This is a genomic window from Kineosporia succinea (assembly GCF_030811555.1).
Lineage (GTDB): Bacteria > Actinomycetota > Actinomycetes > Actinomycetales > Kineosporiaceae > Kineosporia > Kineosporia succinea.
Genome location: NZ_JAUSQZ010000001.1, coordinates 7,037,112 through 7,060,244, shown reverse-complemented (window position 1 = coordinate 7,060,244; position 23,133 = coordinate 7,037,112). Strand labels below are relative to the sequence as shown.

At 71.5% G+C, this 23,133-nt stretch carries 19 protein-coding genes; 8 read left to right on the top strand and 11 right to left on the bottom strand.

Features of this window, described 5'->3' with window-relative positions; translation table 11 throughout:
- The first annotated feature begins 17 nt into the window (after positions 1-17).
- Positions 18-953 (top strand): helix-turn-helix transcriptional regulator, encoded by a 936-nt coding sequence (locus J2S57_RS31180; protein ID WP_307249569.1) that lies wholly within the window; start codon positions 18-20, stop codon positions 951-953.
- Here the strand turns inward: J2S57_RS31180 and J2S57_RS31175 are convergent.
- The 4 genes from J2S57_RS31175 to J2S57_RS31160 form a co-directional block, all read right to left on the bottom strand.
- Entirely contained in the window at positions 944-1,699 is a 756-nt protein-coding gene (locus J2S57_RS31175) for an SDR family NAD(P)-dependent oxidoreductase (protein ID WP_307249568.1), read from the bottom strand. The two genes, J2S57_RS31180 and J2S57_RS31175, sit on opposite strands and share 10 nt — an antisense overlap.
- Positions 1,700-1,938: 239 nt before the next feature.
- Positions 1,939-3,171 (bottom strand): methyl-accepting chemotaxis protein, encoded by a 1,233-nt coding sequence (locus J2S57_RS31170; RefSeq protein WP_307249567.1) that lies wholly within the window; start codon positions 3,169-3,171, stop codon positions 1,939-1,941.
- 232 nt (positions 3,172-3,403) lie between these two features.
- The gene (locus J2S57_RS31165) at positions 3,404-4,198 is read right to left on the bottom strand and encodes an alpha/beta fold hydrolase (RefSeq protein WP_307249566.1); all 795 of its coding nucleotides are present in this window, start codon (positions 4,196-4,198) and stop codon (positions 3,404-3,406) included.
- 84 nt (positions 4,199-4,282) lie between these two features.
- Positions 4,283-5,122, bottom strand: coding sequence for a helix-turn-helix domain-containing protein (locus tag J2S57_RS31160; protein ID WP_307249565.1), 840 nt, complete (start codon positions 5,120-5,122; stop codon positions 4,283-4,285).
- A 214-nt stretch (positions 5,123-5,336) separates the two neighbouring features.
- Here J2S57_RS31160 and J2S57_RS31155 point away from each other — a divergent pair, with 214 nt between their 5' ends.
- Both J2S57_RS31155 and J2S57_RS31150 read left to right on the top strand, forming a co-directional pair.
- Positions 5,337-6,014, top strand: a complete 678-nt coding sequence (locus J2S57_RS31155) for an SDR family NAD(P)-dependent oxidoreductase (RefSeq protein WP_307249564.1) — start codon at positions 5,337-5,339, stop codon at positions 6,012-6,014.
- Positions 6,015-6,429: 415 nt separating this feature from the next.
- The gene (locus J2S57_RS31150) at positions 6,430-8,037 is read left to right on the top strand and encodes a glycosyltransferase family protein (protein ID WP_307249563.1); all 1,608 of its coding nucleotides are present in this window, start codon (positions 6,430-6,432) and stop codon (positions 8,035-8,037) included.
- 99 nt (positions 8,038-8,136) lie between these two features.
- On the opposite strand, the gene J2S57_RS31145 is transcribed toward J2S57_RS31150, so the two are convergent.
- From J2S57_RS31145 to pdxR, 6 genes are all read right to left on the bottom strand, one after another.
- Complete coding sequence (locus J2S57_RS31145) at positions 8,137-9,354, bottom strand: hypothetical protein (RefSeq protein ID WP_307249562.1); 1,218 nt, start codon at positions 9,352-9,354, stop codon at positions 8,137-8,139.
- 170 nt (positions 9,355-9,524) lie between these two features.
- On the bottom strand, positions 9,525-10,958 hold the full coding sequence (locus tag J2S57_RS31140) for a hypothetical protein (RefSeq protein ID WP_307249561.1): 1,434 nt from the start codon (positions 10,956-10,958) through the stop codon (positions 9,525-9,527).
- 25 nt (positions 10,959-10,983) lie between these two features.
- Entirely contained in the window at positions 10,984-11,634 is a 651-nt protein-coding gene (locus J2S57_RS31135) for a class E sortase (RefSeq protein WP_307249560.1), read from the bottom strand.
- Between the two features lie 4 nt (positions 11,635-11,638).
- Positions 11,639-15,994 carry an Ig-like domain-containing protein gene (locus J2S57_RS31130; RefSeq protein WP_307249559.1) on the bottom strand — a complete coding sequence of 1,452 codons (4,356 nt, stop codon included), beginning with the start codon at positions 15,992-15,994 and terminating at the stop codon, positions 11,639-11,641.
- A 173-nt stretch (positions 15,995-16,167) separates the two neighbouring features.
- Entirely contained in the window at positions 16,168-16,881 is a 714-nt protein-coding gene (locus J2S57_RS31125) for a metal-dependent transcriptional regulator (protein WP_307249558.1), read from the bottom strand.
- Positions 16,882-16,918: 37 nt separating this feature from the next.
- Complete coding sequence (pdxR, locus tag J2S57_RS31120; RefSeq protein WP_307249557.1) at positions 16,919-18,355, bottom strand: MocR-like pyridoxine biosynthesis transcription factor PdxR; 1,437 nt, start codon at positions 18,353-18,355, stop codon at positions 16,919-16,921.
- Positions 18,356-18,420: 65 nt separating this feature from the next.
- Between pdxR and J2S57_RS31115 the strand changes: the two genes are divergently transcribed.
- Complete coding sequence (locus J2S57_RS31115) at positions 18,421-19,449, top strand: aldo/keto reductase (protein WP_307249556.1); 1,029 nt, start codon at positions 18,421-18,423, stop codon at positions 19,447-19,449.
- A gap of 27 nt (positions 19,450-19,476) precedes the next feature.
- A complete protein-coding gene (locus J2S57_RS31110; protein WP_307249555.1) occupies positions 19,477-20,100 on the top strand; it encodes a VldE C-terminal domain-containing protein in 624 nt (207 codons plus the stop codon).
- A 484-nt stretch (positions 20,101-20,584) separates the two neighbouring features.
- On the opposite strand, the gene J2S57_RS31105 is transcribed toward J2S57_RS31110, so the two are convergent.
- Positions 20,585-20,746: a hypothetical protein gene (locus J2S57_RS31105; RefSeq protein WP_307249554.1), complete on the bottom strand. Its 162-nt coding sequence runs from the start codon at positions 20,744-20,746 to the stop codon at positions 20,585-20,587.
- Positions 20,747-21,153: 407 nt separating this feature from the next.
- Here J2S57_RS31105 and J2S57_RS31100 point away from each other — a divergent pair, with 407 nt between their 5' ends.
- From J2S57_RS31100 to J2S57_RS31090, 3 genes are all read left to right on the top strand, one after another.
- Positions 21,154-22,023: a helix-turn-helix domain-containing protein gene (locus J2S57_RS31100; protein ID WP_307249553.1), complete on the top strand. Its 870-nt coding sequence runs from the start codon at positions 21,154-21,156 to the stop codon at positions 22,021-22,023.
- Between the two features lie 94 nt (positions 22,024-22,117).
- Positions 22,118-22,330: a DUF397 domain-containing protein gene (locus J2S57_RS31095; protein ID WP_307249552.1), complete on the top strand. Its 213-nt coding sequence runs from the start codon at positions 22,118-22,120 to the stop codon at positions 22,328-22,330.
- A gap of 106 nt (positions 22,331-22,436) precedes the next feature.
- Positions 22,437-22,637 carry a DUF397 domain-containing protein gene (locus tag J2S57_RS31090; RefSeq protein WP_307249551.1) on the top strand — a complete coding sequence of 67 codons (201 nt, stop codon included), beginning with the start codon at positions 22,437-22,439 and terminating at the stop codon, positions 22,635-22,637.
- Positions 22,638-23,133 lie beyond the last annotated feature (496 nt).

Genomic DNA, 23,133 nt, shown 5'->3' with positions numbered 1-23,133 from the left:
GGGATCGGGACGGCAGCGTGTACCTCGGGAACGAGACCGGTTCGATCGGCGCCGGCAGCCAGTACCGCGACGCCTTCCTGGAGCTGCACGGATCCGGGCGGATGACGGTCCAGGAGAGTGGGCCCTGGGCCGGGCGTCTGGACTGGCAGCGCTCCAGCCGGTACGGCATCGCTCTGTGCGGCGGCGTGCAGGAGGAGTTCGTGCGGGGGCGCCGCGACATCCGCACCGCTCCCCGGGGCACGTTCGAGTTGCTCATGCCGATCGCCGGGGCGGCCCGGGTGGAGCAGGGATCCGCCTCCGGTGAGATCGGCCCGGGCACCCTGGCGCTGTGCGAGATCGACCGGCCGGTGGGTCTCGCCCACGGGCTCGACTTCACCTCGATCGCGGTGATCGTGCCGGCCGAGGAGATCGAGCGACGCAGTCCCGCCGCGGCCCGCCGTCCCCCGGCCGTCAACGGGTTCAGCGGGGTGGGACGGCTGATCCGGCAGATGATCACCACGCTGCACGAGGAGCGCCGGCAGCTGACCGAGACGAGCTTCGACTTCGCGGCCGACCAGCTCCTGGACATGGTGCTCTTCGCGGCCGACGGGGCGGCGGACACGGCCCCGGCCGGCCAGCGGGCGCGGGTGGAGGCCGAGGTCCGTCAGTACATCCGCCGTCATGCGCAAGAGCCGGACCTCAACATCGTCTCCGTCGCCCGCGCCCTGGGGTGGTCGGCCCGCTACCTGCAGGACGTGCTGAACGCCGCGGACACCACCGCGCGCGATCTGATCCGTTCCGAGCGACTGCTTCTGGCCCGTTCGCGCTTGACGAGCCCGGGCTGGTCGGAACATTCGATCGCGCGGATCGCCCACGCCTGCGGCTTCACGAGCCAGGCCTCGTTCGCCACCGCCTACCGTCGCGAGTTCGGCCTGGCGCCCCGCGAGGCCCGCCGGTCGGCCCGTCAGACCTGAGTCGCGCCACCGTCCACGAAAAGCTCGATGCCGGTGACGAAACGGCTCTGGGCCGAGGCCAGGAACAGCACCGCATCGGCCACGTCCTCCGGCGTGCCGATCCGGCCCAGGGGGATCCCGGAGACCAGGTGCTGCTTGGTCGCCTTCGCCTGCTCGGTGTCCGCTCCGCCGAAGGCCGCGTTCAGGCCGGGGGTGTCGGTCGTGCCGGCGCTGATGGCATTGACCCGAATCCCCTTGCCCCGCAGCTCGTTGGCCCAGGTGCGGGCGAAGGAACGCACGGCTGCCTTGGTCGCGGAGTACACCCCGAAGCCTTCGACCCCCTCCACCGTCCAGCAGGAGGCCGACAGAACGACGGACGCATGGTCGTTCAGCAACGGCAGTGCCTTCTGGACGGTGAAGACCGTGCCTTTCACGTGCACGCCGAGCAGGAGGTCCAGATGCTCCTGCGTGATCTGCCCCAGCGAGGCCGCTTCCCCCAGGCCGGCGTTGGCGAACAGCACGTCCACCCGCCGCCCGTCCTTGTCGATCGTCTCGTACAGGCGGTCCAGGTCCGCCGCCTGAGCCACGTCCCCGGCCACACCGACGCACCCCCGCCCGATCGAGGCCACCGCCGCGTCCACTGCGTCCTCACGGCGGCCGGTCAGATAGACCACGGCCCCCTCGTCGGCGAAGCGGCGGGCAGCGGCCAGGCCGATGCCCGCCGAGCCGCCCGTGACCACTGCGGTCCTGCCGTCGAGCTGTCCCACGAAATCCTCCAGATGGCGAAACCACAGACAGGACGCCGGTTGTGCTTCCCGGTGTCCGTGATCAACTCTGGAGGACCGCCCTCGCGGGATCTTTCGCTGCGGCGCACGCTTCTTTCGCTCCGGCGTGCAAGCGTCACGGCGGGGAAGTGAAGGCCCGGAGCTGTGAACGACGCAGAACCCGGCGCGGCCAGGGCCGCCCACGCCGAGCGCCGCGCATCGCCGCCGCGTGGTCCGGCGACCTACCGCATCGGGGTCAGCCGGCGTTGCACCTCGTCGCGCAGCACCGTCTGGGACTTCGGCCGGTCCTCGGTGAAGCGCATGCCGGCGAGCCGGTCGCGCGAGACGGTGCGCATCCGCACCACCTTGGCGTGCTCGCGCACCTCCAGGTCACCGACCCGGAAGATCACCTCGACCTCGGTACCGACACTGACGTCGGGGGCGCCGGGAAGACGGACGCCGACACCGGACTCGCTGAGGTCGGTCAGCTCGCCGTCGTGCACGGTGGTGCCGACCCGTACCTGGATCGGGCCCTGGAACGGGATGCGCTCGTTGCCGCGGCGTTCCAGTTCCTCGCCGATGCGTTCCATCGCCTTGAGCCGGTCCAGGGTGTGGGCCATCGAGGAGTTCAGCTGCTCGACCGTGCCGCGCTGCTGGTCGGCGACCTGCGCCAGGCCGGAGGTGGCGGTGTCGACGTCGGCGATGCTGGCCACGACCCCGGCGACGGAGCGGGACATCTCGGCCGCGTCGCGCTCGATCGTGCCGATGATCGCGGTGATCTTCTCGGTGGAGGCGGCGGTGGTCATGGCCAGGTTCTTCACCTCACCGGCGACCACCTCGAAGCCCTTGCCGACCTCACCCGCGCGCACCGCCTCGATGTTCGCGTTCAGGGCGAGAAGCTTGGTCTGGTCGGCGATCCCGGCGATCAGCTGGGCCATGCCGGTGACCTTCTCCAGGCTGGCCGACAGCGCCTGCGCGACCTGGTTGGCGCGCTCGGCCCGCTCGGACACGGCCTGGGCCACGGTGTGCGCGCCGTTGACGCGCTCGTCGATCGTGCCGGCCGCGGCCCGCACCTCCTCGACGCCGTCGACCACCATGCGCAGTTCCTGGATGACGGTCTTCGAGGTCGCGGCGACGACCTCCTGGGCGCGTGAGCGCGAGTACTCCTCGGCGTCCCGCTGCTGGATGAAGCTGTCGTGGATGTAGGCGCGGCGGTCTTCGTCGGCCTCCTCGAGGGCGGTGGCGAGGTCGGCGAGCCTGCGGCGCAGGACGTCCAGGCCGGGGTCGGCCACCGGGGTCAGGTCGCCGTCGGCCAGGGCGGCGGCGGCCGTGCCGAGCTCGCGCAGGTGCTCGCGGGTGCGCCGCTCGGCGTGGGCGCCGATGCCGAGCCCGGTGGCGACGAGCAGCAGCCCGGCCCACCAGGGGGTGGCGGTGAGGCCTTCGAGGAGGGTGGCGATCAGGACGGTTGCGGTCATGACCAGGAAGGGGGTCGTGACCGGCCCGGATGCTGCCGGGCCGGTGGCGGGGCGCCTCGCCCCGGTTCCCTCTGGTGCCGTACGGGTCCCGTACGGCATCCGGGTGAAGTCACTGCCCGTTCTCGTCACCAGGCAGACATCGGGGAACCGAATCGGTTTCTTGACCGGAACGGGTGAACTGATCGATTCGGATGAGGGGCGGCCGGGACGCGGGACGGGCTCGGTGGTGGTCTCAGCGCCGGAAGAACTCGGCCAGGACCGGCGCCAGCGCAGCCGGTTTCACGATGTGCGTCTGCCCCGGCAGGGTGCGGTGCCCGGCGTCGGGCAGGGCCTGGGCCAGGGCCGCCATCGCGGTGCGCATCGTCGCCGGGCTCCTGCCGCCGTCGACCACCAGCACCGGAGCCTGCAGCCCGGACCACCGGGACGGTTCGAGCGGACGGCCCGACGCGGCGTCGCCCAGGTGGGCCAGGTCGTAGGGCACGGTGTGGGCCAGCCGCTTGAGTTTCGGCCAGGCGGGCATCACGTGCATGAACGCCACGAGCGGCGCGGGCAGCCCGACGCCCCGGCGCATGAACCACGACACCACGGCACCGCGCCTGCCCCGGGCGAGGAGCGCGGTCAGCTGTTCCTGGTGGTCGGCCGGCACCGGTGGGCGGGATCCGTCGACGATGAACGGTGCCTCGAAAACCGCCACCCGCGCGGCGGGCACCCCGTGGGCGACGGCGTCGAGCACCAGCGCGGCTCCGGAGGAGATGCCGTAGACGAAGGCGTCACCGGCCTCCTTCACGACGGCGGCGAGGTCCTCGTACTCCCGTTCCGGGCTGAAGACGGGCTGGTCACCGCTGCCGCCGCGGCCCCGGCGGTCGTACGTCCAGACCGTGAAGTCGCGGGCCAGCAGCTTCGCCAGGGCGGGGTTGGGCCCGAAGTCCCGGTGCCCGAAGGCGCCGTCGACCAGGACGAGGGCCGGCCCCTCGCCCGTGCGCGAGCAGGCGATCGGGGTGCCGTCGGCCGAGGTCACGGTGATCATCGCTTCTCCTGGAGGTGGTCGTGAGTGCATTCACTCACGACGACGAACGCCACGCGCGGTTTTCGACCGGGCCGGGAAAGAATCTCAGGTGGGCGTCGTACGCGCGCCGTACCGCGCGTCCTCCAGCCGAAGAACCGACGCCAGCTTCTCGGCATCGGCCGAACCGGGCTCGGGGTGGTAGATCACCAGCTTCAGCCCCTCGGCCCCGTTGATGCTCAGCCGCTCGCGGTTCAGCGTCAGCCGCCCGAGGCGCGGGTGCTCGACCGTCACCTGCGTCGAGGTCTGCCCGCGCACCTCGTGCCGGGCCCACAACCTGCGGAAATGAGCGCTGCCGAGCGCCAGTTCACCGGTGAGCCGGATCAGCCGGGGGTCGTCGAGGTCGGTGCCGACGGACTGGCGGAAGCTCGCCACGTAGCACTCGGTCATCTCCGCCCAGGTCGGGTAGTGCGCCTGCTCGACCGGGTCGAGGAACAGGTCCAGCAGCTGGTTGCGGCCCTCGGCCAGACCGGGGGACAGGGCCCTCGCCAGGCGGTTCGAGGCCAGCACGTCGAAGTAGCGGCCCTCCACGAAAGCGGGCTGCATCAGGGCGTTCAGGAGCGTGAGGGTGCCCGGCGGCACGACCTCGCGCCGCGGACGGCGGCGGCGCTGCCGGGGCGCCTCGGCGACCAGTGACAGCAGGTGCCCGAAGTGCTCGTCGTCCAGGCGCAGCACCCGGGCCAGCGACTCCAGCACCGGCATCGAGGGATTGCGGTCGCGGCCCCGCTCCAGGCGCAGGTAGTAGTCGGCGCTGATGCCCGCGAGCATCGCGACCTCCTCCCGGCGCAGACCGGGCACCCGCCGCACCCCACCGTCGGGAATGCCGGCCTCGAGAGGCGTCACCAGCTCACGCCGGGCCCGCAGGAACGCACCGAGAGGACTGCTCACCTCCTCACTGTAGATCGGGCGGCGGCGCACAGCGGGGGTCCTGTCAGGCCCCCGGCTGATCAGGGCTCTCGCCGGCCGGGCCGGGGCTTCCTAGGTTCTCGGCGGCGGCCCGTCACCGAGGCCGTCACCCAGTCACCGAGTCACCCAGTCACTCAGTCACTCAGTCACTCAGTCACTCAGTCACCCAGTCACCCAGTCACTCAGGAGGAAACCCATGACGATCACGCTGATCACCGGGGCCGGCAGGGGCATCGGCCACGAGACCGCCCGCCAGCTCGTCGCGCTCGGGCACGACGTGTGGATCGGCGCCCGGGACGCCGGTCGCGGGCAGACCGCGGCCCAGGAGCTGGGGGCCCGGTTCGTGCCGCTCGACGTCACCGACGACGCGTCCGTGGCGGCCGCGCTCGCCACGATCGATCAGGCCCAGGGGCGTCTGGACGTGCTGGTGCACAACGCGGGCGTGCAGGAGTTCGGGCCCTTCGACGGTCCGTCGGCGCTGCGGACGTTCGACGTGAACGCGGTGGGCATCGTGCGCGTCACCGAGGCGGCGCTGCCGTTGCTGCGGCGCTCGCAGAACCCGAACGTGGTCACCGTCTCCAGCGCTGCCGGGTCGTTCGGAGTGACCACCGATCCCGGGTTCCCGCTGCGCATTCCGGTGTACGGCGCGTCGAAGGCGGCGGCCACGATGCTCACGGTGCAGTACGCCAAGTTCGAGAAGGGCATCAAGTTCAACGCGGTGGAGCCCGGGTTCACGGCCACCGACATGACGGCGGGCTTCGAGGGCGGGCGCCCGGCCCGCGAGAGTGCCGCGGTGGTCGTGGGGCTGGCCACGCTGGGCGTGGACGGGCCGACCGGGACCTTCACCGACGAGAACGGCACCCTGCCCTGGTGACGGTCCGCCCCGGCCCGGGTTCGCCTGCGCGGCAGGTGAACCCGGGGCGACCGGTGGGCGACCGGACGGTGCAGCGCGAGGGCGGAGGAGGACCGACGTGCGGCATGTCATAGACACCGGTGGTGCATCGGGGCCTCTGTCTCAAGAGGTTCTTGAGGCTGATGTTAACAATGTGTGAGTTTGCTGTGGGGGCCCGCCGGGGCTTGAGGACGCGTAGGCGCTGGTGCCGGGCTGTTTTCGGCTTGGGGGGCGCTTGGGGGAGGGGGCAAACAGGTACACCGAGGGTGATGTTGCTTAAGTTGATCTAAACGACTTAAGTTGCGCCGTGGTCATATCGCCCGATAATCCCTTTTCTCCGCCGCGGGCCACGGAACCTTCCGAAAGCTCCTCCGCCGGAGGTCGTCACAACTCCCAGGTGCATCGACCCGGAGGCGGCGGGGCCTGGCTCGAGCTCGTCCTCGGCACGCGCTATCTCGGCCTGGGCATGGGGGTCGTGAGCACGGTGGTGCTGGCCTGGGGCCTGGCCCGCACCGCGCTGTGGCTCGACGAGGGCGCCACCGTGGTCGCGGTCCAGCGCCCCTGGGCCGACCTGTGGACGCTCGGCGAGGGGGCGGAGACCCCGCTCCTGCCGTACTACGTGCTGCTGAAGGGTTTCGGCGCGCTGGTGCGGGCCGTGGTCCCGGCCGCGCAGAACCATCCGGAGGTGCTGTACCGGCTGCCGTCGGTGGCCGTCAGCGTGCTGGCCGCCTGGATCCTCGCCGCCTGGATGGGGCGCTTCAACCCGCCGCGCCTGGTCGTGGTCTCCGGCCTGGTCCTGCTGATGTGCACGGGCTTCTCGCGCTACGGGCAGGAGGCCCGGCCCTACGCGTCGGTGCTGTTCCTGGCCGTGGTCGCCACCGTGCTGTGGAGCGTGCTGAGCAGCGACCGGCGGGCGCGGTGGGTCATCCTCTACGCGCTGACCGTGACCGCGATGATGACGATGCACACGCTGAGCGCCGGGCTGGTGGCGGCCCACGGGGTCGCGGCCCTGGTCTGCCTCACCGGCCGGCGGCGCTGGACCGCGTTCGGGCGCACCGTGGTCGGCGGCACTCTCGGCGTCGCGCTGGCGGCGCCCTACGCCGTGATCACCTCACGCAACGGCACCGGCCCCACGTTCATCTACCCCGACCTGGCCGCGCACGACGTGCTGCGGATCTTCGTGCGCCTGTTCACCTCGGGCGAGAACCCGCCGCTGGTGATCGGCCCGGTGCTGGCCCTGGCCCTGCTCGGTCTGGTGCAGGTGCGCCCGGGCCCGCAGGCGTTCATGGCCCGGCTCGCCGCCTGCTGGGCGCTCGTCCCGCTGGTGGCGATGGTGCCGGTCATCATCGTGTTCCCGAACCTGCTGGTCGAGCGCTACGTGCTGTTCGTGGTGCCGGCCTTCGCGGTGCTGGCCGCCTTCGGCGTGCTGCTGCTGGCCGACCTGGCCCGCTCGGTGGCGGCCCGGGTGGCCGGCGTGACGTTCGGCGCGGTCACGGCGGGCGCCGTGGCGGTGCTGCTCCTCGTGGTCACGGCCACGCTGCAGAGTGCGCCGATGCGTGACATCCGTACCCCGGGCGGTCACGGCGAGGATGTGCGCCCGGCCCTGGCCGTCGCACAGCGCCCGGAGTACCGCAAGCTCACGATCATGGTCTCGTCCCGCAACGGCTCGATCGTGGTCGGGGCCTACGCGCCCGAGCTGGAGAAGCGGCTGGCCATGCAGCACATCCAGCGCGAGGGCACCGCGATCTGGCCCGACAACGTCTCGCCGGTCGACGTGCGCGCGCAGATGAAGGGCCGGCGCGAGGCGATCCTGCTGCAGCGGGTGCGCAACGACGAGCAGTGCGCGATGGAGCACTTCCCGGTGCCCGCCGCCCAGATCGAGCTGTGCCAGCCCGATCTGCTCAAGCACATGGGCTTTCACGTGGTGAAGGTCGAGACCTCGGGCGACAACTGGACGTTCGCGCTGCTGCGGCGCAGCGCCGGGGCGGCCGCTGCCGGCCGGTGAGGGCCGGCAACCCCGGGGGCCCCACACCGGGGCGGGAACAAAGATGCGGGCAACGGCACTCGGTTGCCGTTGCCCGCACCGCTGAGGGCGATCAGCCGGTCAGCCGATCGCGGAGCCCATCCCGGAGAACGTGTCCGCCGGGATCGCGTTCATGATCGCGGTGATGTCGACCGCGGTGGCGCCGCTCGGGCCCTTCACCGCGTCGGCCTCGGCGTCGATGTCGGCCGCGAGCGCGAACGTGACCCCGCTGACCGGCTTCTGGAGGATCTGGGTGAGGTCGAGGCTGACGCCGCTGAGCTTGTCGTCCTTGACGAAGACGTCGACGGTGAAGTGCTCGCTCGGGGCGATCTCGTTGATGCTCTTCGCGATGTCCTTCTCGAAGTCCTTCCCGCCGAACTCGCCGAAGATCGAGACCAGGTCGTCCTGCACGGCCTTGGCGATCTTCTGCACCGGCACGTCGACCCGGTAGCCGTCGCCCCGGTCACCGCCGTCGATCTCGTCGATCGTGGAGTCGTTCTCCAGGGCCGCGCCGATCGAGGCCACGAAGTTCTGCACCTGGGACGGGTCGATCGAGGGGGTGGCCGTGGTCTCGGGCAGCTCGAGCTCGTCGAGGGCGCCGGTCTTGTTCAGGGCCTCGAAGGTCTCGGCCAGGTCGAGCGAGACCCACTTGCCGTCGAGCACGGCGCCGGCCGGGGTGGCCATGACCGGGGGGAGCTGGCCGAGCAGCGCCTTGGCGTCGTTCACGTCGCCCAGGCCGGACATCGTGGCGATCTTCTCGGCGTCGGCGCGCACGTACAGCATGTTGCTGACGTTCACGTAGTCGAACAGCGAGGAACCCTCGTACTTCACCGACGCGGAGGTCGAGGCCTGCGCCGCCAGGGCGGCCTTCATCTTGGCCGGGTCCTTCAGGAGGGTCATCGGGTCGAGCTCGAGCGCTCCGGGCTCGGTCAGGTCACCGAGCGTCTTGCCGGCCGGCGCGGTGGTCGAGAACAGCACCTCGCCGCCCAGGATCTGACGCATGCTCTCGACGTCGTCGGCGGTGATCCCGTCGTCGTCGGTGCCGGTCTCCGGCTGCGCGGCCTGGATCTTCTTCAGGTCGGCCTCGGTGCTGTCCAGCTTCAGGGCGAAGCTCGCGCTGGTCGACTCGCCGAGCTGGGTGATCGCGTTCACCACGCGCTCTTTCGGGGTGTCGGTCTTCGCGCCGACCGGGCTCTTGGCCCCCTGGTCCCCGTCGCCGTCGGAGCTGCAGCCGGTCAGGCCGAGCGTGGCCACCAGGCCGAGGCCGGCGAAAGTCATGACTGTGGAACGCGTGGTCACTGTTCATCCCTTGTCGTGGTTCGAAGCCGGCGCCCCCGATGCCGGTGCGCTTCGGACTTTACGGGGCGAACCACAGCTTTCGCACAGGAATAACAACCTGAACAGGTATCACTTGGGTTACGTGCGCCCCGCGCGGCCGGTCACCCGCTCCGCACGCCATGGCCCTGCGCTCAGCGCAGCAGGGCCCGCAACCCGCGTCGCAGTCCGGCGCCGACGGCCAGCAGGGCCACGGCCCCCGCGCCGCCGGTGACCATCCCGGCCCCGAAAGTCGTGCTGGCCGCGCGTTTCAGCGTGAACCCGGGCCGGGCGTCGGCCCAGGAGACGATCCGGATGCCGGTCACGCGTACCCGCGGCTGCTCGTCGGGTGAGCCCGGCGACCCCGGCGACCCCGACGCGCCGGACAGCCGGGCCGTCAGCAGGTGCTCCCCGGCGCTGCCGTCGGCGAGCACCACGTACCGGCCGCGCTCGGGCACCGGGAACCCGGTGCGCGCCACGAAGACCGTCACGGTGTCCAGGTCGATCTGGACCTGCTCGCTCCCGTCGCCCCCGGTGACCTCGAGATCGAACTCGAGCAGCCCGTCCGTACCCTGCAGGTTCACCACCCCGGCGGCCACCGGGAAGGTGGCGCTCAGCTCCAGCTCGAGCGCCACCGGGCGGGTCGAGCGCACGCCCCGGCGCAGGTCCACGCGCGGGGGATCGGGCCAGTGCGTCAGCGACATCGGGCGGTAGGGCAGCAGTGACTGGTAGGCCGGCATCAGGTTCCGCACCGTCGCCCCGCGCAACGGCGACCATCCGTACCCCACACCGTGTTCCGGTTCGCGCACCGACCGGGCGTACCAGTCCACCCCGTACAGGTGCACCCGGTTGACGGTCTCCACGAGCCCCTGCGGCGCGGCCGGCCCGGCGGCGAGCACCACGTCGACGACGGACGCCAGCCCGGGCTTGCGGTGGTAGGGCCGCCCGAACACGGAGGAGTAGGAGTCCACGAACGGACGCCCGGGGGAGCGGCCCGGACTGATGCGCGGCAGCACGACGTCGATGAGGGTCGCGGCCCCGCTGAGGCGGGCCAGCCGGTTCTCCGGCGGGTCGAGCAGGGTGACCTGGGCCGGTGGGCGGCTGAGCGCGGCGGCCGCGTGCACGGCGACGGCGCTGCCGTGGCTGTGCCCGATCAGGTGCAACTGGGCGCCCGAGGCCGTCTTCAGCGCCATCTGGAGCGCAACCGCCAGGCGGCGGCCGTTGGCCTGGGTGGCCTGGCGGGAACGGAAGGCCAGCAGCAGGTTCGACTCGGTGGCCGACTCGTCGAGCCAGGAGTAGTGCAGGACGCAGTGGTCGTCGCCGAGGTCGGCCAGGGCCTCCAGCAGGTGCACGTAGTAGGAGCTCAGGGTGCGGCCGGACGCATCGAGCAGGCGCGGGTCCCAGGCCGGCAGCGCGTCGACCTGGTCGCCCAGCGCGTGCAGCCGTTCCTGCAGCCAGTAGCCGGGCTGCCAGCCGTGCACGAAGACGTGGACGAACGGGGCCGTGACGCTGTTCTCCTCGACCGGGTGGAACGTGGTGCCGTCGAACCGGCTCAGCCTGAGCAGGGGGCGGTCGGGTGCGGCGGGCATGTCAGCATCCTCCCCGACGCCGGTCTCAGGCTGTCGGGGTGGTCGTCGGGGTGGTCGTGACCAGGACCGCGTGAACGATCCAGCGCTGCCAGGCCGAGTACTCCGGATGGCAGGTGGTCAGGGTCAGCCGGGCCCGGTCGGGCGGGGCGTCCGGATCCCCGGGCACCGGGTCGAGCACGTCACTGTGCCCCGGACGGACGATCTCGTGGTCGGTGACCCGGTACGTGAACCGGGCCCCGCGCGTCCGCACGACCACCTCGTCACCCTCACGCAGCCGGTCGACCTCACGGAACGGGCGGGCCCAGGTGGTGCGGTGCCCGGCCACCGCGAAGTTGCCGATCGCGCCGGGCAGGGCCGTGCCCCGGTAGTGGCCGACGCCGCCGCGCAGCGACGCCGAGCCGGTGCCCTCGAACACCGGCATCACCCAGTCCGCGCCGAACCGGGGCACGGTCATCAGGGCGAAGGCCCGGTCGGGGATCGGGTCTTTCGTGGTGGGCGGAGGTGCCTGCTGCCACTGCTTCTCGAGCACCCGCACGGTGTGCTGAGCCTGCCGGGTGCCGGCCTGGCGGGTCCAGAGCAGGAACCCGCCGGCCAGAACGAGCGTCAGCAGGCCGGTGACGGCCAGGAGCATCCCGGCCCGGGTCCGCCGGGACAGCGGGGCCCGGTGACGGCTCATCGGCTCATCGGCGCGACCGCCGCCCCGAAGCCCCCGAAGCCCCCGAGGCACCTGACGACCCCGAAGCGCCCGGCGAACCCGAAGCGCCCGGCGAACCCGAAGCGCCCGGCGAACCCGAAGCACCTGACGCGCCCGGCGAACCGGAAGGCCGTGCGGCCCGGGCCGTCCCGCCCGGCTGCCGCAGGATCACCACCCCGGCGAACAGCAGCACCGCCCCCGTCAGCCCGAGCGGGATCAGCACCGAGGAGCCGGTGAACGCCAGCCCGCCGTGCGCCACCGGTTCCCCCGCGACCACCAGCTCGACCCGGCTGACCGAGCACGACCCGGCCGCGTTGCAGACCCGGTAGCGGATGGTGACGCGAGTGCCCGGATCCGCGGACAGCGGTGCCCGGTAATGGATCTGGTTGCCGACCACGCTCGCCGTTCCCACCGAGGGCGGCCCGACGATCGTGACGCTGCCCAGCGGGTGGCCGGCCGGGTCGGCGTCGTTGCCGAGCACGTTGATCACGGTGGTGCCGCCCGGGCGCACGGTGCCGCTGTCCGGCTGCACCACCGGGGCCGCGGCGACCACGCTGAACCGGGCCGTTCCCTGACCGCACGTGCCGGTCGGGTCGCACACCTCGTAGCGCACGGTGTCGGTACCGACGAAGCCCGCGTCCGGCGTGTAGACCAGCTTGCCGCCGATGATCTCGGCCGTGCCGTCGCGGGGCCTGCGGGTGATCCGGGTGAGCTTCAGCGCGCCGCCGTCCTCGTCGTGGTCGTTGGCGACGACGTCGAGCGTGACCGGGCGCCCCGACACGACGGTGGCGTTGTCCAGCACCGCGACCGGCGCGTGCTGGTGCGCCTCCACGGTCACGGTGACCAGGCCGGTGCCGCAGCCCGAACGGTTGTCGCAGACCTCGTAGGTGAACGGGTCCCTGCCCTCGAAAGCCGGGTCGGTGAGCTCGTACACGGCCTTGCCGCCCTTGCGCGTCACCGTGCCGTGCTTGGCCTTGCCCACCGAGGTCAGGGTCAGCGGGTCCCGGTCGGCGTCCTTGTCGCCGGCCAGCACGTCGACGCTCACCGTCAGGGTCCTGGCCCTCAGCGTGACCTTCTCGTCGTCGGCCACCGGCGGCGTGTTCATCGCGACCGAGGCGCCGGCCCGGTTGTTCTTCAGTGCCGGATCCGGGTTGAACCCCGAGACCTTCGCCCCCGCCGTCGCCGGATCATCCGTGTCGGCGGGTAGTTTCGCGGTGAACGTGACGGTGGTGGACTCGTCCGGGCCCAGGGCGTTCAGCGGGCAGCTGACCACCACACCACTGACCGTGCACGCGGCCAGGGAAGCCGTGATGTCCTTCGTGCCGGCCGGGAAGGTCTGCCCCAGAACCGGTTTCGGTTCCGCGTCGGGCCCGGCGTTCTTCACGGTCACCGTCCAGGTCGCGACCCGTTTCCCGTCGCGCTGCAGCAGTTCCGGCGTCGCGCTCTGGGTCACGGACAGGTCGGAGACGTCGTGGTCGGCCACGTCGACGGTGACCTTCGACTCCACGCAACCACCCCGTCCGTCGCAGACCCGGTAGGTGATGGTGTCGACGCCGATGAAGTCGTGATCGGTCAGCGTGTAACGGATCTCGCCGTCCACCACGGTCGCGTCGCCGTGCGCGGGCGGGGTCACGACCGTCACGGTCAGCGGGTCGCCGTCGGGGTCGTGGTCGTTCGCGGTCACGTCGATGTCGACGCTCAGCACGTCGGAGGCCAGCTTCGCGGTGTCCGGCGAGGCCTCCGGCGGCACGTTGACCCCGACCGGGGCGGCCGCGGTGTTGTTCGACAGGTCCGGATCCGGCACCGCGCCGGACAGTTTCGCGGACGCGGTGGACGGGTCGGCGGCGTTCGCGGGCAGGGTCGCGGCGAACGTCACGGTGTCGGAGGCGCCACTGGCCAGGGCCCCGAGCGGGCAGGTCCACACCGGGCCCGAGGTGGTGCAGGTGGCCCCGGTGACCGTGACCCCGGTGACGCCGTCCGGCAGCGTCTGGGTGAGCACGGCCGCGGTCTCGTTCTGCGGGCCCTCGTCGGTGGCCTTGACGGTCCAGGTCACGGCCCGGTTCCCGGTGCGCTGCACCACGTCCGGGGACGCGCCGTGGGTGAGCGACAGGTCGGCGCGCCGGTGGTCGTTGACCGCGACCTTGACGCTCGCGGTGCTGCAGCCGCCGCGGTTGTCGCAGACGGTGTAGGTGAAGGTGTCGGTGCCCTCGAAGGTCGGGTCGGTGAGGGTGTACCGGACCGTGCCCGCCACGACCGAGGTCGTGCCGTGGGCGGGGGTGCTCGCGCTCGAGAGCGTCAGGGTGTCGCCGCTGTCCGGGTCGCTGTCGTTGGCGAGCACGGCGATGTCGGTGGACGCGGCGGGTGAGGTCAGGGGCGCGAAGTCGTCGACGGCGGCCGGCGCGGTGTTCACCCCGACCCCGGTGGTGTCGGTGTTGTTGGCGCCGGTGGGGTCGGTGCCGTCACCGGAGACGGACGCGGACGCGGTGGTCGGGTCGCTCGCGCCGGCCGGCAGGGTCGCGGTGAACGCCACCGGCTTGCTCGCCCCGGAGGCCAGAGGGTCGGTCAGCGCGCAGGTGTAGGTGAAACCGCTCGCGGTGCAGGAGGCACCGACGACGCTCACGTTCGCGGCCCCGGCCGGCAGGGTCTCGACCAGCACCGGGCCGGTCTCGGTGTCAGGACCGTTGTTCCTCACCGTGGCGGTCCAGGTGACCACGCGCGAACCGGTGGCCTGAACGGCGGACGGGGTGGTCGCCTGGGTGACGGTCAGGTCGGCCCGCGCCTTGTCGACGGGGGTGGACAGGACGTCGGACGAGGCGGTGAACGTGCGCGCCGCGGCGTCACCGTAGGTCACGTCGGAGCTGCCGGTGATGCTGCCGCCACCGGTGTAGGTGCCGGTGATCTGCACGGTGTACCGGATCCGGGTGGTCGCGCCGGGGGCCAGTGAGCCGCCGGAGCCGCCCGCCGCACCCGGGTTCGCGCCCAGCCGGGCGGTCAGGGTGGTGCCGGCCCGCTCGCCCGCGTCGGGGTCGGACGCGTCGGTGACCGGGGTCCCGCCGACGACCAGCGAGCCGGGCACGTAGCTGGTGCCGGCCGGGACCGCCTCGCTGATGCGGGTGTTCACGGCCGTGGCGTCACCGTTGTTGGTGACGTCGAGGGTGTAGGTGATCCGGTCGCCGGGCCGGGTGCGGTTGTCGGCCACGGTGTCGGCCACGCTCGCGCTGCGCACCACGTCCAGGCGCGGGGCGTAACTGTTCGACACGAACGTCACCACGGCCGGGAAGTACGTCTCCCCGCCGGTGTTCAGGCTCAGCTTGGCCGTGGTGGCGCTCTTGCCCAGCAGCGCCGACGACTGGAACACGTCGGCGTCGAACCCGAAGGTGTTGCCGTCCGGCACCCTTCCGGTCACGGCCACCCCGGCGTCGGCGGTGGTCGAGTTGAAGACGTTGTTCGCCGGGTTCAGGTCGTCCTGCAGCTGGGTCGGGCTGCCCGTCGGCGGGATGATCTGGATTCCGTCACCGGTCAGGCCCGCGTCCCCCTCGAACGTCACCGCGCCCAGCCGCACGTCGATCGTCCCGTCCGGGGGCGTCGACAGGCCGGACAGCGGGATCTCGAGGGAGTTGTCGCTGGCCGGGGTGTTCTGGATCGTGCCGAACCCGTCGAACACGATCAGGTCCCGGCGCGGCAGGCCGGGGGAGCGGATGACCACCACCAGCGCCCAGGCCGCGTAGGCGCCCGTGCCCGTCGCCGCGTGGATGTCGGCCCCGGTGTAGTCGCCCGCGCCCGCGTTGCGCACGACGTCGGTGACGTCGGCGAACGACACGTACGGGGTGCCGTCCGAGGAACCGGTGACCGGGTTGGCCGGCGTGGCCGGCCCGGCGAGGACCGTGCGGTACGCGCTGTCGCCCGGGGCCTTCAGCAGCAGCCGGTCCTTGCTGGTGCCGTTCGGCGGGGGCGTGCGGTTGGTGCCGGCGGTGTACGCCGACCAGTACAGGCCCGCGAACTTCACCGTCGCGTCCGAGGGCAGCGAGAGCTTGGCCGTGGAGCTCGATCTCGTCGAGGAGTCGTTGTCGACGTCGGCGAACTTCATCACGTAGGCGTTGTTGTTCAGGGCGTCGCCGGTGGCGGTGCGGGCGATCGCGGCGGTGCAGCCGGCCGCATTGTCCGGGCAGGTGAGCAGGCTGTTGCCGCGCAGCAGGATGTCCCCGCGGTCCTCGCTCTGGTACCGGATGGCGAAGTCGCGGTTCATCACCGCGGTCGCCGGCCCGGCGATCGACACCAGGGCGACGAGCCCCACCAGCGCGGCCACCAGGCCGGCCGCACCCCACCTCGAAACACGCCCCATCTCGAATTCCCCCGCGTCGGAATCGTTCCGGTCACCTCAGGATTTGAGGCCTCGACCAGGAAGATCCGGGCGTGAACCGGACTCGCGGGTATGGCGGGCGCGCCACACGAACGGGCTAGGACACGACCCAGGGCGGCCCGGGCCCCGGCCCGGACCGCCCTGGGGGGATGACGTCAGACGGTGCTGGTCACCGGTTCCCGTCCGGCGCCGAGCCCGGCGGGCACGGTGCTGACGAAGATGTGCCGGGCCACCCGGTCGGCCAGGGTCAGGTCGGAACCCTCACGGGTCAGGGTGATCTCGGAACGCCGCGCACCGAGCCCGGTGAGCGTGGCGCCGGGCGTGAGCCCGAGGTCGAGGAGCTCCTGCAGTGCGTCGGCGTCGGCCTGCAGCGGCTCGCCGATCCAGGCGATGGTCACCGGCGCGGTGTCCTCCGGGCGCCCGGCCCGGTGCAGCAGGTTCTCCACCGGCTGGGTCTGCCCGGCGGCGATGGGGTTGCCGTAGGGCGAGAGCTCGGGGTGACCGAGCAGCTTGTCGATGAGGTTCTCGGTGTGGTCGCTGACCACGTGCTCCCAGCGGCAGGCCTCGATGTGGAGCAGGTTCCACTCCAGGCCGACGATCTGCTGCAGGAACACCTCGGTCAGCCGGTGCTTGCGCATGACGCTTCCGGCCGAGGTCCGGCCGTGGGGGGTCAGCAGGATCTGGCGATCGCTGCCGAGGTCGAGCAGTCCGTCACGGCGCAGGCGGTCGACGGTCTGGCTGACCGTGGGGCCGGAGTGGCCGAAACGTTCCACCAGCCGGGCGCGCAACGTGGTCACGCCCTCCTCCTCGAGTTCGAGGACGGCTTTCAGGTACATCTCGCTGGTGTCGACGAGGTCGTGGTCGTTCATCGGGCAGGTCCTTCCCGAGCGGGTCGTACCCCCGACCTTAGTCCCCTAGATTTGAATGAATCAAATTTGAGACGACGTGAGCGAGTCGCTCGGCGGCCTCACCGACGCGCCGGTCGCGCAGATTGCCGAACCCGAGCACCAGACCCGGCCCGGGGCCAGGTGTTTGAACCGGCCCCGCCGCCGGTCGCATCCGGTACCGGTCGGCGCTGACGAGACCCAGCCCCCGGCGCGCCCCGGCGCGTACGACCGCCCCGGCGTCCACCCCGTCCGGCAACCGCAACGGCAGGTGCAGGCCCGCGGCCAGGCCGCTCACCGACGCCTGCGGCAGGTGCTCGGCCAGCGCCGCGATCAGGTGCTCGCGGCGGCGCCGGTACCGCAGGCGCTGAGCGCGCAGGTGGCGCTCGTACCAGCCGCGGTCGATCATCACCGCCAGCGCCTCGGCGGTCAGGGGCGATGGGCTGATGATCCGGTCCAGGTCGAGCCCGAGAAGATCCATGATCAGCGGCTGCGGCATGATCAGCCAGCCCATCTCGATCGCGGGGGACAGGGCCTTGGACAGCGAGCCCAGCAGCACCACCCGGTCGGGATCCATGCCCTGCAGGCTCGCGACCGGGCGCCCGTCGTAGCGGAAGTCCGCGTCGTAGTCGTCCTCGATCACCAGGCCGTCCACCGACCTGGCCCACTCCAGGAGCTCCAGGCGCCGCCCGGCCGACAGCGCCACCCCCGCCGGGAACTGGTGGGCGGGCGTCACCAGCACCAGACGCACGTCGCGAAGACGGTGCAGGTCCTCGACGACCAGGCCGTGCGCGTCCACCCGCACCGGCACCGGTTCCAGGCCGCCGCGCCGGGCGACCGCGCGCAGGCCCGGCCAGGACGGGTCCTCCACGGCGACGCGGGTGTGGCCGAGGCGCACCAGCACGGCGGTGAGCCAGCCGATGGCGGCGGCCGAGCCGGTGGTCAGGCTCAACTGCGTGGGGTCCTCCTGCACCTGGCGCGTGCGGTGCAGGAACCCGGTGAGCGTGGTGCGGGCGGCGGTGGTGGCGACCAGGGCCCGCCCGGCGAGCAGATCGGTGGGCAGCTCCAGCACCGCCTGCCGGTAGGCCTCGGCCCAGCGCGCTCGCGGGAACGCGGCCAGGTCCGGCACACCGGGGGTGAGGTCGTAGCGGGGGCGCGGCTGGGGCGGGGGCTGCGGCGAGGGCGGCGGTGCGGTGCCGGGGGCGGCGGCCCGCACCCGGGTGGCCGAGCCGGTGGTGGCGACCAGGTAGCCCTCGGCCCCGAGCTGCCCGTAGGCCTCGGTCACCACCCAGCGCGAGCAGCCCGCCTCGGCGGCGAGGACGCGGCTGGGCGGCAGGGCGGTGCCGGCCGGCAGGCGCCCGCTCTGGATGGCCTCGCGCAGGGTCGTGCTCAGGCGGAGGGTCAGCGACCCGGGGCCGGTGGGCAGGATCAGTTCGACGGGCCCGACGGTGATCGACATTGGCCTGGATTCTACGGGCCGGATTGGCTCGGGAACCCTGACCAATCCGGTTCTACGGTCGGAGCATGAAGACCAAGACACTGGCCGGCGGGCTCGAGGTGAGCGCCCTGTGCTTCGGCATCATGAACCTGGGCGTGGTCCTCGGCAAGGACGAGTCGTACGCGTTGCTGGACCGGTACTTCGAGGCGGGCGGCCGCTTCGTCGACACCGCGAACAACTACGGCTCCTGGAACGGGAGCACCCGCTCGGGCGACAGCGAGCGGCTGCTCGGGAGCTGGATCGCCGACCGGGGCGTGGCCGGCGAGATCGTCGTGGCGACCAAGTGCGGCGCGGACCGCCTGGTTCCGGACCGGCCGCTGGGGATGGCGGCGCCGACGAACTTCGAGGGCCTGACGCCGGAGGTGGTGCGCGCCGAACTGGAGGGGAGTCTGGAGCGCCTGGGCCTGGCGCGGGTCGGCGTCTACTACGGGCACGTCGACGACCGGAACCTGCCGGTCACGCAGATCGCGGACACCTTCTCGGCCCTGGTCGAAGACGGGCTCACCAGCGTCGTGGGCCTGTCGAACGCGGCGACCTGGCGGCTGGCGATCGCCCGCGAGCACAGCCGGGCGCAAGGGCGGCCGGCCTTCGGCGCCTGGCAGCAGGAGCACTCGATCTACTGGCCGAGGCCCGGGCTGCCGACCACGACGCTGCTGGACACCGAGGGACTCGACTACGCGGCCGAGCAGCCGGACCTGACGGTGATGACGTACTCGCCGAACCAGAAGGGCCAGCTGGTGCGCCCGTGGCTGCCGACCCCCGCGCCCTACGACCACCCGGGCAGCGCCGAGCGCCTGCGGAAGGTCCACGCGATCGCCCACGAGCTCGGCGTCACCGCGAACCAGGTGGCGCTGGCCTGGCACCTGGCCGGTCCGTTGAGCCGGATGGAACGCCCGGCCGGCAGCGACCGCTCGGCCCTGGCCGAGCTGCCCGAGCGCCGGGTCTCGATGGTGCCGGTTGTCGGGGCCAGCTCGATCGGGCAGCTCGAGGAGTCGATCGGCGCCCTCGAGGTGGAGCTCTCGCCCGAGCACCGGGCGGTTCTGGACAACATCTAAAGTTGTCACCGTGACGGGTGAGGCGGGATGAGTCGTCGGCAGCTGGCCGTCGTCTTCCTGGCACCTGTCGTGCTGCTCGCGGTGCTCGCCGGGATCTGGGGCCTGATCGCGGCGCCGGCCGTCACCTCGGCCGTCACGTCGGTGCTGCGCGCCTGCACCAGCCAGGAGCCGGCGATGGTCCAGACCGCCGACTGCGCGCCCGGTCCCAGCGTCGCGGCGACGGCCACGGCGTTCGGCGGCGGCGACGGGTACGTCGACGATCCCACCAGCTCGGGACGCGTGACCCGGCGCACGCTGCACGTGCACGACGAGGTGGCCCGGGTCTTCGACCGGTCCGCGGGGGTCGCCTGCTGGGACGAGCACGCCTGGAACCCCAGCAGCGACCATCCCCGCGGCCGGGCCTGCGACTTCACCGTGGGCCGGATCGGCGCCCGGCCCACGGCGGCGCAGCGGGTCGAGGGCTGGCAGCTGGCGAACTGGCTGCGCCGTGAGGCGGGACCGCTGGGCGTCAGGTACGTGATCTTCGACGGGAAGATCTGGTCGGCCGCGCGCGACGGTCAGGGCTGGCGTCCGTACACCGGCGGTGGTGTCTACGACCCGCAGGACGTCACCGGTGGGCACTTCGACCACGTGCACGTCTCGGTCACCTGAGCCGCGAACACCTCCGCCGCGCGCCGGGCGATGTCGGCGTCGTGCCCGGCCCAGATCCGCTCGAGCCACGGACCGGCGAAAAGGCCCACCAGGGTGGGCTTTCCGTCGGCCGGGGTGGCGTCGAGCCGACGGCGGCGACCACGAGATCCTCGACGTGCGCTGAGCAGTTCCCGGGCTGCCCGGTGTCCTTCGTGCTGGTGCCGCACCGGTGGCGCGGGGGCTGTCCGCTCTCGGGGTGACATCGGTCTTGCGACCGGTCGGGGAGCGCCGCTGGCCGTTCCGGGCGGTGCCGTCGCGGCTGGTGCTCACCGAGGCCGCAGCGGTACGTCCCGGTGCGGGCTGAAACCCGTGACCGTGGTGCTGAGGGGGAGCCGCCGTGTTGTCTGGACTACGTGTGGGCGAGACATCGCCGGCCGTAGCGAATTCCAGGTCACCGACGGTCTTCATGGGCGGGTGGACGGGCCCGCCCATGAAGACGTTCACGTCAGGTGGCCGACGTGGAGATGGACTGGATGCCCACCGCCATGAAGACCACGGCCATGCACAGGGCGGTGACGCCCATGAGCAGCAGGACATACAGAACGGTGCGCCACATCAGGCACAACAGGCCCGCGAGAATGAGGCTGGTCAGGAAGACCTCGCTCATGGCCGCCACCATTGCGCCAACAGAAGCTGTTCATCGCGCATCAGCCCCTGTTCAGTTGAGACGACTGGAGTACAGTTGGACATTGTGATCTCCTCTGAGGAGTTCAGCTGGGCCCTGGTGATTGCCGCACCGTGGGGCCCAGCGCTTTGTCCGGGACCGTTTCGTCGCGCTCGGGCAGTCTTTCGCATCGGCTGCGGGCCGTGCATCACCTCCTGGACGACGGGGGCGCGCGGTAAGGCCGTGAGAATCTGAAAGGTGCCGTTACTTCTCCCCGTCTATCAGCATGATGCGACGCAACCTTGCGTCCGGCAAGGTGCAGGACGGAGGATTGCAGTGTGAAAAACGGCCCCGAGCAAATTGCGCGCGAATTTCCTGTTCATTGATTCCTGGTTCCCCGGAGGTGGATCGTGAATCCACTGGTCAGCAAGATGGAACTGGCCAGCACTCTGCGTCACGCCCGCACCGCAGCCGGGAAAACCCTCGAAGACGCCGCCGCGGCACTCGAGGTCTCGGCGGCGACCATCAGCCGGATCGAGACCGGCATGCGCATTCCACGAGCCCGTGACGTTCGCGAACTGTGCCGGTTCTACGGGATGCGCGACGAGTCGGCCATCGAAGCGGTGGCCGGCCTCGTGGCGGCCGCACGCAGTGCCGGCTGGTGGGAGAAGTACCCGGACGTGGTCGACGAGATCTACGGTTCATTCATCGCGCTGGAGAGCGCGGCCACCGAGATCCTGCATTTCGAGAACATGACCATTCCGGCCATGCTCCAGACCGCCGAATACCAGCGCTCCTTTCTGCGTGACTATGCGAAGCTCTATCGCGACGAGCCCATTCTTGATGATGATCTGGAACGGCTGGTCGAGGTCCGGCGCCGGCGTCAGGAAATTCTCGACGCCGATGGCCCCCTCAATGATTACGTGGTGGTGCTGGGGGAGAGGATTGTGCGGTTCGCGCTCGGCGGGCCGGTCGTGATGCGCGCTCAGCTCGAGCACCTGCTGACGATCGCCGACGATCCTCGCGTGGACCTGCGGGTGCTGGCCGAGGCCGACCTCATGTCGGTCGGTCCGGTCGGCCCGTACATCGTCCTCGGGCTTCCGCAGGAGCAGGTTTCGGACGCGGTGTACGTCGACCTGCTGCACGGGCAGAGTCTGGTGGACGACGACGTGGTCATCGCGCGGCACCGGAAGATTTTCTGGTCCTTGCACGAGTTTGCCTTGAATAGGAACGAGTCGAAGGCGCTTCTGCGGGAGGTGGCCGGGGAACTGGGGAAATGAGGTGTTCATGAGTTGCCGGGGCCGGGATTTGGCGGGTCGGCGGGTATTGAATAAGGTGGCCGGGCTAACGGGGTCCTAGTCACCAGGGGATGCAATGCCCGAGAACCACGCCGCCGAACTCGACTGGCGCAAGTCCAGCTTCTCCGGTCTGAACGGGTGCGTCGAAGTAGCACGCACCGCGAGCGGTGACATCGTTCTGCGGGACTCCAAGAACCCGGACGCTGGACATCACACCTACACGCCTCGCGAGTGGGCGGCGTTCGCCCGGGGCATGCAGGCCGGTGAGTTCGAGTACCTCCTGGGGTAGTTCGTGCGCACTCACTCTCGTCGCCGGCCACCTGCTCCCGTAGCCTGCTGAAGCAACAGGCCTGGCGGCACGGGCCTGACCTTGCGGGGAAGGTGAGGGGTCGGCGATGAGTGCTGATGAGGGCGGGCCGGAGTGGCGGAAGTCGTCGTTCTCCGGTTTTCAGGGATGTGTCGAAGTGGCCCACCTGTCTGACGGGCGAGTGGCCGTTCGTGACTCCAAGCATCGAGACGGTGCCCATCTGGTCTACACGTCCGAGGAATGGGCGGCTTTTGTGGCCGGTGTGCGCGCCGGGGAGTTCGGCACCTGAGTGGATGCCCCGGCAGGCCGAGCGAGGCGGATTCGCGTCGGCGCCGTCCGGTGCCCGTGGTGGCCCTCGTCATGAGTCGTCCCGGACCTCCAGCGTCGAGCCGAGGGGGGCGAATCGTCGGCAGGCGCCCCGCGGGTGAGGCGTTCCCCATCGGCGTGTGTGACGGTGCGGTGACGACGTCGGGCCGGGACGGGTGTGGGTGCACCTCGACGCAGAGGCCCCCACACCCATTGTGCGATCTGCTCTTTCGGTCAGGGCAGGGGCAGCGCGGCCTTGACCGTCGCGCCGCTGGCCGTGTCGGCGATCGCTCGCTCGACGTCCTCGAGCGAGTAGGCGGTGACGAGCCGGTCGAAGGGGAACTGGCCGGCCCGGAGCAGGGTGAGCAGCTGCGGGAAGAAGACCTGGGCGCCGCATCACCCTCGACGGCGCCGTCGAACGACTTCCCGGCACCGGAGATCAGTCCCACGGGGACGGCGAGCCCGGCCACGCCGATCAA